At 28.0% G+C, this 13,270-nt stretch carries 7 protein-coding genes; all 7 read left to right on the forward strand.

What is annotated here, in order from left to right; genetic code table 11:
* The first annotated feature begins 12 nt into the window (after nucleotides 1–12).
* On the forward strand, nucleotides 13–2,559 hold the full coding sequence (locus ACZ446_RS03310) for a DEAD/DEAH box helicase family protein (protein WP_464393718.1): 2,547 nt from the start codon (nucleotides 13–15) through the stop codon (nucleotides 2,557–2,559).
* A gap of 274 nt (nucleotides 2,560–2,833) precedes the next feature.
* The gene (locus ACZ446_RS03315) at nucleotides 2,834–3,313 is read left to right on the forward strand and encodes a hypothetical protein (protein WP_464393719.1); all 480 of its coding nucleotides are present in this window, start codon (nucleotides 2,834–2,836) and stop codon (nucleotides 3,311–3,313) included.
* 18 nt (nucleotides 3,314–3,331) lie between these two features.
* A complete protein-coding gene (locus ACZ446_RS03320) occupies nucleotides 3,332–4,468 on the forward strand; it encodes a PD-(D/E)XK nuclease family protein (RefSeq protein WP_464393720.1) in 1,137 nt (378 codons plus the stop codon).
* Nucleotides 4,469–4,643: 175 nt separating this feature from the next.
* Nucleotides 4,644–5,426 (forward strand): BrxA family protein, encoded by a 783-nt coding sequence (locus ACZ446_RS03325; RefSeq protein WP_464393721.1) that lies wholly within the window; start codon nucleotides 4,644–4,646, stop codon nucleotides 5,424–5,426.
* Complete coding sequence (locus ACZ446_RS03330; RefSeq protein ID WP_464393722.1) at nucleotides 5,410–5,967, forward strand: BREX protein BrxB domain-containing protein; 558 nt, start codon at nucleotides 5,410–5,412, stop codon at nucleotides 5,965–5,967. The genes ACZ446_RS03325 and ACZ446_RS03330 overlap by 17 nt, the downstream gene beginning before the upstream one ends.
* 18 nt (nucleotides 5,968–5,985) lie before the next feature.
* Entirely contained in the window at nucleotides 5,986–9,597 is a 3,612-nt protein-coding gene (brxC, locus tag ACZ446_RS03335; RefSeq protein WP_464393723.1) for a BREX system P-loop protein BrxC, read from the forward strand.
* A 10-nt stretch (nucleotides 9,598–9,607) separates the two neighbouring features.
* On the forward strand, nucleotides 9,608–13,267 hold the full coding sequence (gene pglX / locus ACZ446_RS03340; protein ID WP_464393724.1) for a BREX-1 system adenine-specific DNA-methyltransferase PglX: 3,660 nt from the start codon (nucleotides 9,608–9,610) through the stop codon (nucleotides 13,265–13,267).
* Nucleotides 13,268–13,270 lie beyond the last annotated feature (3 nt).

Consider the following 13,270-nt stretch of genomic DNA (forward strand, 5'->3'; position numbering starts at 1 on the left):
GGAGTGAGTGAATTGGCTGACATAAAAAATGAATTACATAGTAGAGTTGAAGAAGTAATTACAGATATCAAAAATACTGTTGATGATAATGGAATAACTTATTTGAAGTTTAAAACCTTGCTTGATAAGTTGAATTATAAAAGACGAAGTAATCAAGTTATGGAATTAATTATAGGTTATATAGAAGAAAATGAGCTTATTGCTATAGAAAATAGTAGGACAAATAAGGAGATTAATTGGGACAATATTGATTACAATGACAATATAACCTTCAAATCCAAAAGTGAATTTTATAATGATAATTCTGGGAAAGTAGAAGTTTCTAATTCCAAGAACCCCTATAATTTATATCTACATCAGCAGGAAGCGATTAAAGAAATGAATTCTATTTATAATAGTAAGGGGAGTTTTTCAGGGATATTGGCTATTCCTACTGGTGGAGGAAAAACTCTGACTGCTATGCAATGGCTATTAAAAAATGCTATTGATCATAACAAAAAAGTGCTATGGATTGCTCATAGACACGAACTATTAAATCAAGCATTTACTGCTATGCATAAGAATTCTTACTCAGATATATTAAAAAACAAAAAAGAATTCAGATATCATATGATTTCTGGGCAGCATGATAGATCAGTTAATCTTAAGCCAGATGATGATTTTGTAATTGCGAGTAAGGATAGTCTTTATTACAATACAGATTACCTAATTGATAATTGGCTAGATGATAATGAAGAGGTATTTCTTGTGATTGATGAAGCTCACCATTCTGCTGCAAAAACTTATAGAAAAATTATTGATGCTGTTCGTGAAAATGTTGATAATTCTTCTGTTTTAGGACTTTCAGCGACTCCATTTAGAACCTCTGATGAGGAGCAGGGCCTATTAAAGAAAATTTTTAAAGATGATATATTATTTAAAGTTGATCTAGAACAACTAATTAATCGTGGTATTCTTTCTGCCCCAATTTTTAAGGAATATAATACTCAATTAGATATTTACAAAGAACTAAATGCTCAAGATATAAAAAATATTCAATCATTTGATTTAAAAGGTGATATTGCAGATAAGATTGCTAAAAGCAAGGAAAGAAATAAGCGTATCGTTGATCATTATTTAGAGAACAAGGATAAGTATGGAAGGCTATTAGTTTTCACAATTGATATTTCTCATGCAATAGTTTTAAATAGATTATTTAATAAAAATGGAGTATCTTCAGAATTCATTGTCTCAAGTATTAGAAATGAGCATGGAGTAACTATTTCTCAAGAAGATAATGCAGAAAAAGTTGAAAAGTTTAGAAATGATGAAATAGATGTCTTGGTAAATGTTAATATACTTACAGAAGGAGTAGATCTTCCCAATGTAGAGACAGTATTTTTAACGCGGCCCACTATTTCAACTATTTTGATGACGCAAATGATTGGTAGGGCTCTCAGAGGAGTAAAAGCTGGAGGAACTAAAGAAGCCTATATAGTGAGCTTTATTGATGATTGGCGTGATAAAATTAACTGGGTAAATCCCGAAAAGTTATATCTTGAAGAAAATGTAGATTTTAATGATGATAGTAAAGAAAACAAAGAAAATCTTATTAAATTAATTTCAATTAATAAAATTGAAGAGTTTGCAGATATTATGGATGATAGTATTGATACCTCAAAGTTAGAAGCTGTAGAATTTAAAGAAAGAGTTCCTGTTGGTTTATATTCTTTTTCAGTTTTAATTAAAACTGAATCAGAAAAAGAAGAAAAGAAGAATTGTGAAATATTGATATATAATAATACAGAAGAAATTTATCAAGAATTCATAGATGCTCTAGATGATATTTTCGATTATTATAATCTCAATGAGAAAGAATATCTAGAAGGAGATGAACTTGAATATATATTTGAGGAAGTTGAAGAAAAATATTTTATTGGCCAGGATATGATTCCAGAATATAAGGAAGAAGACATTATAGATATCCTTAGATATTATGCATTGAAGGGTGTAAAACCAGGATTTTTAAAACTTTCCGATCGAAATAAATTTGATCTTGCTAAAGAAGCTGAATATATTTATGAAAATTCTTTAGGTGGCAGAAAGGAAACTGAATATATTAATAATATCTGGGAATCAGAAAATAATTTCTGGAAGGTCTTTTTCAACCATAATAAAAGTTATTTCATTAGACAATTAAATATTGAGAAAGAGAAAATAGCTCATCCTGAGTTATTTGAGGTTGAAGAAGCTGAGCCAATTATTATAGCAGACAAAGTAGAACTGGAAGATTTAACAATGTCCGAGATTGAAAAGAAAAACCCTATATACTGGCGTGAATTACATGACGCAGTATATGAAAAATTTCAAGATGAAGAAGGATATTATCATTCAGCTGATAGTAATTTTAAATCAAAAAGCAAATTTAATTTTGAAATTGATCATATTAAACCAATTTCAAAAGGGGGAAAAACTAATTTAAGTAATTTACAACTTTTGACTAAAAAAGAAAATCGCAAAAAATCTAACATAACAAAAAAAGTATTTAAACAAAATGGAATTAATATTGAAATTTTTTGATGATTGATGTTAAGGCTATTCTTATTTAAGAGTAGCCTTCTTTCAATTATACACTTTTTTGCGACATCATGGTGTCATTCTCTTCTGATAAAATAAAAAGTATAACGAAAAGCAGGTAATAAGTAATTTTTGGTGAATATTAACAATTAAGAAATAAAAGTATTTAAAGGAGTAATATTGACATTTTACGACTTAAATCGACAGAAAATTTTGATTAAATTGAATTCTGATCTAGATTTGTTATATTATTTTGCAATATTAAGGAATGATAATTATGATTGAAAAATTGCATGATTATAATTTGAAAATAGTTAATAGGAAAAATGAAAGATATTTTCATAAAAGAAATATTGTTGCCGTAGAGATGATTAAAACTACAGATTTTCACTACAAAATTGATAAAGTAATTGAGATTGCTGAGATTAAATATAAATATAAAGAAGAATTGTTAGAAAAATTGAATATAATAGTTAATAATATTGCTGATTATTTAGATTTGAAAAGAGAAAGAATTATTTTTAATGACTCTAGTATTTTAAATATTGAATTAGATTTAGAAGTAGATACAGAAAAATTTGAGCAGAAGCCATTACTTGAATTTTATGGTTTTTATGAAATTAGTTCTCAAAAAATATTTATGCTGACTTTTGAAGACCAGATAAGATATGATGTTGAGTATTTTGTTTTGATGAATACAATGTTTAGTTCTAAATTTCCGTTTACAGCTCAGGGAGAAAATGAATTTAACATTTAACAGGGAGGAAGGGAGGATATGATGCAGCTTTCTAATATTGCAAATAATGAAGATTTTATAAAATTAAATAAAAAATTAAAAGAAATTAATTTATATCAAATATTGGGAATTGAAAATAATGAACTGATTCATTCAAATATAATAGCTTATTTATTGGGGAAAAATAATAATTTAGATTTATCAAGTGAATTCAGAACTTTATTTTTAAAAGATATTAGTTATAAAAGCAAGTTTTTTAATTTAAATGATATTAATCTAATACAACCTAATATATACCGAGAAAAATATAATATTGATATTGTTTTGGAATATCCGAATCTTACTATTGCTATAGAAAATAAAATTTTAGCGAGTGAAGGTATTAATCAAATAAAGAGATATCAAAGAAAGTTAGATTTATATTATCCTGATCACAATAAATTTTTAGTATTTTTAACTCCTGAAGGTCGAAAATCAGATACACAATATACAGATTCAAATATTGAAGTAGTTAATTATTCTTATACTGAACTAATAAATTCAACTGAAGACTTAATTGAGAATAATGAAAGTTCATTAAATAATATATTAAGAAAATTTATTATACATATTAAGGAGGATGTTATGGGAGATAAACACGGAATAGAGCAGTGTAAGAACCTCTATGATAAATTTCCTGAAGCATATAAATTTATGGTAGATAATTATCAAAAAGTTTTAAATGATAATATCAGAAATTTATTTAAAGATTTACATAAAAGAATATTAGAATTCAGTAATGATGATAATTTGAAAGTAGTTTTAAATGAAGAGGATAGGAGTAAAAAAATATATATTTACCTTGATATAAGGAGTGAAAACTGGCCAGAAGGTATATTTATTAGAATATATAAACATAAGTTTTTCGGTATATATCCATATTTAACAGAAGAATCTTACAATGATAAAATTGTTGATATTTTATTTAAAAAATTTGAAGTTAAACCAGAAAAAAAGAATTTAGAAACAAGATATTATTTTACTGAGCCTTTCATTTTATCTGAATCAGTAAGCAATGTTAGAGCTGTTAATAAAAATGGGGAAGAAATTGGAGAAAAAGATGCAAAAATAGCTTTTAATAGATTTAAAGATTATTACAATAAAATTAATGGAAAATTAATAGATATTAGCAATTAATATTTTTATTTTGCTTATAAAGATTGGAATTTCTAATTAATTAAGTTATAGAGGAAAATGCTATCATTTATTGAATTGTATTAAGTAGTGAGTGGAATTATCATAGATACTTATTTTCTTATTTTTATAGTTTTTTAAGCAATTAGAATTTCAACTTTGAAAGGAGATCATTTTTATGAAAAACTACAATTCAGCAATTAATATAATAGGTGGAATATCAGATATTAATGTAATTATAGAAACTATTAGATATTTTAAAAATAATGATTTAAAGGCAACTAAAGAAGAATTTGTATCAGGTAATGCTTTTGGATTTGATATTTCCAGCAGCAGAAAAAGATTTTTTAGTTTAATAAAAAAATATTTTTTATCTGAGCCTGAAAAACCAGAGAACAAGTTTTTTATGGAAAGTATAACTAATACAAATACATCCAGTCATTTTAGGAGGCTAATCTTATACATTGAATTTTTTCGTAAAAACGATCTTTTTAGTGATATAACAAAAGAATTGGTTTTTATTAAATATAAAGAGAACAGAAGATTAATAACAACTAGAGAAATAGTTGATTTTTTATCAGATTTTGGTCGAGAAACCAAGATAGATGACTGGAGTGAAATTACCATAAAAAAAATCTGTTCAAAATATAATACTTTCATGAATAAATTAGAATTATTCGAGAAAGATAAAAGATATAAATTTATGATAACTAACCCTGCACCTGATGAAAAAGTGATTACATATTTAATTTACTTATTAAAACTGTCAGGCTTAACAGGTAATGAAATATATCAGTCAGATTTATTTGAAGCTCTTTTCTTAGATGAGAATAAAAGAATTGAACTTATGAAAAAAGGATCACTAGCAGGATATTATGATTTTAACTTTTCTGGTGCCAAAAATGCCAGCTTTGAACTACATTACAGCAGGGAGGAAATAATTGATGAGCTCTTTAGATAAAAGTTTAGAAAGTAAATTTAATGATCTTAAATTGGCTATCAATGAAGATAGAGGGCGTTTACCGACTTCACAGGGGGTTAACGCATTAATAATGGTCTATCCTCCCCAAGAAGAGAAAGAGTGTTTAAAGAGGGTTAAAGCTGATTATGGAGGCCAATATATAATAGATTTATCCAAGCTCTTTGTTGATTATATTGAAGAATTTGGCAAGGATGTATTTTTAGAAATGTATAAAAATTATCGCTCTACATCTGTATTTTATGATGACAGTGATCAGCAAAAAGATTTTTTAGACTTAATTTTAAAAGAAATAAAAAAAGCTGCTGAAAAGGATAAGATGCCCGTATTAATTAGAACAGGTATTTTATATGGTACAGGTATCAGAAATAATGTAATTTTAGAATCTGATGTAGTAGCTAAGATGAAAAAACCTTTAATAGTTTTTTATCCTGGAGAAGTAGAAAAAGATATTGATGGTAAAGAACGAGTATATTTTCTGGGAACAGTTAAAGCCAGTGATTACAGAGGTCAACTATTATAGAATCGGGGGTTATGATATATGAAAATTACAGATTTATTTAAAATGAATTTTGAAGAAGAAATAGAAGCAGTCATTAAAGTTGGTGAATACAGTGAAAAGTCAGCAACTGAAGAAATAAAAAATTACATAGTTACTGATCAAATTGCAAAGAATATAGATAAGTTTATTGATTATTACTCTGCAGATCGGAAGGACACAGGTATTTGGTTATCTGGATTTTATGGTTCAGGTAAATCTTATCTTGCCAAAATAATTGGTTATTTGCTTGCTGATCCTTCTTTAATGGGAGTAGAAGCAAGAGAGTTATTTAAATCCCGTCTTGCTGGATTAGATGAAAAGGCTTTATTGGAAAACAAGATCCAGGGTTTATCAAAATATAAGACTAAGACAATTTCTTTTGATGTTTCAGGAGAGAGTCTAACAGGTACATTTTATAAAAAACTTTTACTTAATTTTATTAAATCTATCGGTTTACCTAAAAACTACATTGGCTATATAGAATATCAGCTGATGAAAACTAATAATTATCAGGAGTTTTTAGATATTGCTGATCAGATAAGTAAAGAAAAAATGGGTGAAGACTGGAAAACAGCCAGGACTAATAAGATGTATGCTCCAATCATCATTAAAGAAGCCTGGTCTCAGATTAATGGTGATATTGATGTTGATAATACAATTGAAAGTATCCATGACTTAATAGACCAGATAGACGCCGATCAGCTGGTTGAAGAACTGGATTCATTTTTAAAGATGAATGATGATTATGATCGGATAATGTTTATCATTGATGAGGTGAGTGAGGCTTTAGATAAAGACCATATAGAGCTTGCTGAGCTTAGAGGTACTGCTCAACACCTATCACAGGATGAACAGAGCAGGTTCTGGTTTATAGCCACTGCTCAGGAAAAGCTAGATAATGTTTTGAGTAAGAAAAATATCAACCAGAATGATCTTAATATAATTACTGATCGCTTCCAGCATAAGATTCATCTTTCTTCTGCTCAGGTGGATAAGGTAATTAAAGAAAGAGTATTGGCTAAAACTGATGAGGGGAAAGAAGAGCTAAAAGAATTTTACCAGGAGAAAAATGGTTCAATTAATTCTCTTGCAAACTTAAGTGGTAATTTTAGTACCAGCATAGAATCAAAAGAAGAGTTTATCAGTTATTATCCCTTCTTTAACTATCAGATGCGTTTGCTTAAAAACTTCCTTTATTCTGTCTTCCAGCAGGCTCAATCTGGTGGATCTGAAAGAGGGATGTTAATTACAGTTGATAGGCTGCTTAAAAATGAAGATAGCTTTAAAGAGGAAATAGGAAAATTTGTTACAGGTTATCAGCTCTGTGATTATGGATTCCCTATGCCTCAATCAGAATTAGAGGAGAAGTTTAATCAGGCTAAAACTGATTTAGAGGATGAAGGTCAGAATGTTGATGGAGCTAAACTGCTTAAAACAATCTACTTCTTAGAAAAATCAGAAGATCTTAAAAGAACTACTGATAATATAACCAAACTCTATAATGATGAACTTCGCTATATTGGTGAAATTAAAGGAGACTTTAATAAGTCATTAGAATCACTTTCTGAAAAAAATTATCTGCTAAAAGAAAATGAAGAATATAAGATCACGAGTGATATTGAAGAGAATATGATGGAAGAGATGAATCAGATAGAAGACAACTGGGAAAATAGAGTTGAGATTGTTAGAGAAAAAATTAAAAAATTATCTTTTATCACTAAGTTCTCAACTAATAGGCTGGACAATAAAACCTATAATATTGCAATTAGAGATGAAAAAGAAAATCTTCTTTCAAGTAAAAAAGGAGAAGTAACTCTTGTAGTCTATAATATCCTTAATTTAGATGAGGATATAGAAAGAGAACTGGATAACTTTAAAAATAAGTATATTGATTTAGATGAAGCTCTTTTAGTGCCTGCTCCTAAATATAAAAATAGAATTGATAAATTGGCAAGAAGTATCTTTAAACATAATCAGATGATCAATCGCTACCGTGGTACTACTGATGAAGAAAAAGAAAAGGTTATTAATTCCTTTACTACTATAGTAAATAATCAGGAAGGTGAATTAGAAAACCTGATTGAAGATAGCTATAACAACAGCTGGTTAATTTATGATTTCAATGAACAGAAATTAGAAAAAAACAGCTTAGATAGTGAAATAGATGATATTGAAAATAAAATGATAGAAAAGACATTTTCTAAGAGATTAAAAGAATCATTAGATCAGGGAGTTTCTGAAAAGTTTCTTAAAGTTGACAGTAAAAAGCTAGTTAAATACTGCACTTCAGGTCAGTTTAATTTCTTTGACAGTGATGGTACCTTTATTGGTGAAAATCTAAGAGTTGTACAGGAAATTAATGATGAATGTAAAAGTAAAGATGGGCGAACTGGCTCAGGTTTAGTTGATAAGTTTAATTCTAAACCCTATGGTTGGAATATTGAAGATATTATGGGAACTTTAGCAGCTCTAATGAGGGCTGGTAATCTTAAAGTTAGATATGAAGCCCAAGATTATCGTGATTATAATGAAGCCAAAATTCATAAAGTATTTACTAACACAAATGAATTCAAAAGTGCTAAGTTTTATACTGTTATTGTCGGGCTGCCAAGAGCCAAAAAGCAAAAAGTTGTTGATTTATTATTAGAAATTGATAGTAAAAATACTGTTCAGGTAAATTATAATCAGAATGACTTTGAAGTTATTGATAAAATTAGAAAGTTAGCCAGCAGTTATGTGAGTAAGTTTTCCAGATTAGAAAACAAAGTTAATAATAATTTAATTGAAAGTGATCGTAATGATATTAAATTATTAAAAGACTTTGCTGCTCGTAATATTGTTGACAGTAATTTAGAAGAAGTAGCTGATGATTTTATTAATAACAGTGATCAGTTTAAAGCTGCTGTGAAATATATTGATAACTTAGAATATTTTAGTGATAATAATTACCTTGATTATAAAGAGAAAAGTAAATTTATTGATGATGTTGAACAGCAAATAGATCAAAGTTCTAATAGAGAATTAGTTTCAGAGATCAAAGAATTGATAAATCATTTCCATCAGGTAGAAGAAAATGGTGTAATTGAAAACTATGATAATTTAGTTGAAAAGTTCAATGATATCAGACAAAAATTCAATGAGCTCTTTAAAATCTATTTTGATGAATTACAGGAAGCAGCTGAAGAATTACTAGAAGTTTCTAAAGCGAAGCAGAAAGAAATAGAAGATGCTTCAATTGAAGCCAATAGAGATTTTTACAGTCAGTTGAAGAGATATATTGAATCCAATCAGAAATTATTAGAAAAGGAATTTAATTTAAGTGAAACTGAGGCTAAGGATAAAGCTACAAATAGCACTCTAAAAGAAATACAGCAGGCCACATCACTTAAAGGCTATAATACTCAGGATGTAAAAGCATTTGTTCCTGAGTTACCTGCTCCTGAGCCACCAACAGGTGGAGAGGGCACACCAACTCCTGAACCTAAGGTCTATAATTTAACTCTAAAAGCAAGAACTAACAATGTTCAACATATTAAGCGTCAGTTAGAAAAAGTAATTAATGAATTAGATCAGGAAGACTATGATGAAATAAATATCAAGCTCAGCAATTAGGAGGCAGACCATGAATTTAGAAGATAATGTTGCTAAGATTAAAGATAAAATAAGGAATTCTTTTCATAAAAGACTGGTTAGATTAGGTGTTAGAGATGATCAGATTAATGCTCGTGATGAAGAAGATCCAGATTTTAAGAAGGCTAAAGCTGCTGTAGAAGCTATTTTAGAAGATGAAGAAAGCTTTGAAGAAGCAAGAGAAGAATACTTAGATGAGGTTACCTTTACCTTATTTAATCGTATTGCTGGTATTAAGACTATGGAAGCTGAATCAAGACAGTTAGTACCAGAGATTATCCAGATCAGAGCTCAACACGGTGATAAATCTTTTGCTCATAATGTCTGGTTGGAAGAAAATCCAGTGCAGAGTAGTGATACTTTAGAGGGCTTAGGTAACTTTATTAGAGCTAAATTCAATGAATTAAGTGATGAGCTCCCTTTATATAGTAAAGAAAACCCTTATGATCTCTTACCTGAAGTTCATGACTTAAAAGATATCATTAATCTTTTTAATGAAGAAATATCATTAGATGACTGGAAAGAAGATGATATCTTAGGCTGGTTATATGAGGCATATAATAAAAAGGATTATCAGGATTTTAAAGAATCAGGAGATAAGATTGAATGGGATAAATTGTCCTTATCTTCCCAGATGTACACACCACGCTGGGTAGTAGAGTTTTTAGTTAATAATTCTCTCGGTAAATACTGGCTTGAGATTAATCCTGACAGTAAAATTCGAGAAAAACATGATATTGCTAATGCACCAGATGAAGCTATTTTAGAGCCAAAGGGTGTGGAAGAAATAAAAGTTATTGACCCTGCTTCTGGTAGTGGAAATTTTCTTCTTTATTCTTTTGAGCTTTTGGCTGAAATTTATGAGGAAGAAGGATATGCTGCTGAAGAAATACCTGCTTTAATTTTAAAAAATAATCTATTTGGTTTAGATATTGATGAAAGAGCAGTCCAGATAGCAAGGTTGCAGCTTTATATTAAAGCTAAAACATATAATAGAAATACTGAGATTGAAGATATTAATGTTGTTTCTTCTAACTTTCATTTACCTGAATTTGATAAAGTAAAAGATCAGTTTGCTATTGATTTAGAGTTTGCTGCTAATGAAAAAGAGTTTTTAGAAGAACTTTGGAATGAATTGAGAGAAGCTCATAAATTCGGTTCTCTTCTAACCTTAGATCAGAAGTTGGAAAGATTTATGGATAATAAAAAAGAAGATGATGCTCTAGGTTTATTTGATAATTTCAATAATGTGGAAAACATTGAAACTCAAGTTTTAAGAAAGTTAGAAACTGTGATTGCTAATGCTTTATATGATAATTATTCTAATAATTTTATTAAATATCAGTCTTTAGATGCTGTTAAATTTGCTGAGATAATGCTGGGGGTTAACAAGAAAAATAATGATTACGAGGTTAATAAATATGATATTGCAGTAGCTAACCCACCTTATACAGACAGTGCTAATTATGGAATAGATCTTAAAAAGTATATTAATGAATATTATAAGAAGCCATTATATTTTTATAAGAATCTTTTTGCAGCATTCTTAAAACAAAATGATAATTTAATTAATGAGAATGGAAAAATAGGAATGTTAAATTTACAGTCATTTATGTACATCAAAAGTTTTGAAGATATGAGAAAGTTTATATTAAATAATTATAACATTAATGTTTTAGTAGAATTTGGAATGGGGGGGATGTTTAAAAGTGATATTTTTGCTGAAACTACTTTTTATGTTATAGAAAAATCCATAGGTAGTAAAGGATTATATATATCTTTAGAAGAATATAGCAATACTAAATTTCAATCTTATAAAAAAGATTATTTAGTTGAAGCAATAAATAATCATGTTAATGGCATTGAAAATAAACATAATTACACTTTAGATCAGGACAAATTAAAAATAATTGATGGAGATCCTTTTATTTATTGGATTTCAGATAGTTTTAGGAATAAATTTTCAGGAAAGACTTTGGGAGAAAGTTTTGATATTGTTTCAGGAATAAAAACATCAAATAATTTAAAATATTTAAGGTTTTGGTGGGAAATTGATTTAAACAAAAGGCGTTTTGAGGAATGGCCTTACTATGCTAAAGGAGGAAGTTACGAGAAGTGGACTGGAAATAATTGGTTAAGAATTGATTGGAGAAAATCAGGAACCGATATTAATAAAAATAGTACAGCTAGTTTAATTAATGAGAAATACAGATTTAATGAAGCAATTACATACTCAGCAATTTCTCAAAAAGGAATCTCTTTTAGATATTTATCTGAAAAATCCCTTTTTGATATGGGAGGATCTTCAATACAGTTAATGAAAGATTATAATAATTTATTTTATTTATTAGGATTTTTAAATTCAAAAACTGTTCAATATATTTTAGGTTGCTTAAATCCAACTGTTAATACCCAAACCTCCGATATCAAAAAGATACCTTTTGTTTACCCAGAAAATGGAATTGAAAAATTAGTTGAAAAATTATCTTTAAAAGTTATGAAAATAAAGGATGAGTTATTAAAATTTAGTATTGTAGAAAATTCATATAAATATAATCCTCTATCATGTAATAAGGAAACTCAATTGAATGTTGAAGGAAAATTAAAAGATTATCTCTCCTTTGAATATGATTCTAATGGTAAGATATTAATAAATGAAGCTTTAATTAACGAATTGATTTTTAATGTTTATGATCTTACAAATAATGATAGAAAAATGGTTTTAAAGCAAGAAGGTTTCCCTGTAGGATTATATCCTGTAATTGAGCAAGATAAGAATAATTTCCTTGAAAATAATAAGTCTGGTCTTGAAGAAGAGGTAATAGAATTTATCAATGATTTGCCTTTTGAAACTGCTAGCTCCAGAGAAAATATTAAAGATAATGTAAAAAAATTATATAAAAAGAATACCTCTCTAGAGGATATATCTAAAGAATTAGAAATCAATCCTATTTCTGTAGTGGAAATAATAAAAGAATTTGATTTTTATCCTAAAAAATTGGCCTATCAAAAAGCACATGAATTTATGCTAGATTTAACCAGAGAAATATTAATAGAAAATGATGATGGGATTGTAATGCTAAATGAATACGCAGGAGAAGAACCTTTAGATAAAATGATTGAAAACAAATTATATGAGAAAAAATTTAGCAGTGGTGATATTAAAAGGTTAGAATCTATGCTTGGTAAAAATATTAAAGAATATCTATTAAGTAGTTTTTTTGCAGATGAGTTAAGTACCTTAAACTTATTTAGATATTTACCCAAAACACCATTTATCTGGCATTTATCAAGTGGCGATCAGCATGGCTTTGATGTTTATACCATCATTTATCGCTGGAATAGAGATAAAATCTTAAAAATAAAATCATATTACATTGATAAAAGAAAAGCTGGAATCAATAATAGATTAAGCAATTTAAGTAGAGATGATTCTGCAGCTGCTGAAAAAGAAAAAGATAAGTTAAGAAAACAGCTTAATGAAATAAGAGATTTTGAGAATAAATTAGATGAGTTGTTAACTTCAGGTTATGATCCTGAATTGGATGATGGTGTAGGTAAAAATATTGCTCCACTTCAGGATTTAGGTTTATTAACTGATGATGTTTTAACTAAAAGTCAGTTGAAGAAGTTTTTAAATGCTGATTGGTAAGTT

Source organism: Halanaerobium sehlinense (genome assembly GCF_055379485.1).

Bases quoted from the DNA above. Each gene is read 5' to 3' on its own strand.
- ACZ446_RS03315 (WP_464393719.1), top strand. From the start codon at position 2,834: ATGATTGAAAAATTGCATGATTATAATTTGAAAATAGTTAATAGGAAA.
- ACZ446_RS03320 (WP_464393720.1), top strand. From the start codon at position 3,332: ATGATGCAGCTTTCTAATATTGCAAATAATGAAGATTTTATAAAATTA.
- ACZ446_RS03325 (WP_464393721.1), top strand. From the start codon at position 4,644: ATGAAAAACTACAATTCAGCAATTAATATAATAGGTGGAATATCAGAT.
- ACZ446_RS03330 (WP_464393722.1), top strand. From the start codon at position 5,410: ATGAGCTCTTTAGATAAAAGTTTAGAAAGTAAATTTAATGATCTTAAA.
- brxC (WP_464393723.1), top strand. From the start codon at position 5,986: ATGAAAATTACAGATTTATTTAAAATGAATTTTGAAGAAGAAATAGAA.
- pglX (WP_464393724.1), top strand. From the start codon at position 9,608: ATGAATTTAGAAGATAATGTTGCTAAGATTAAAGATAAAATAAGGAAT.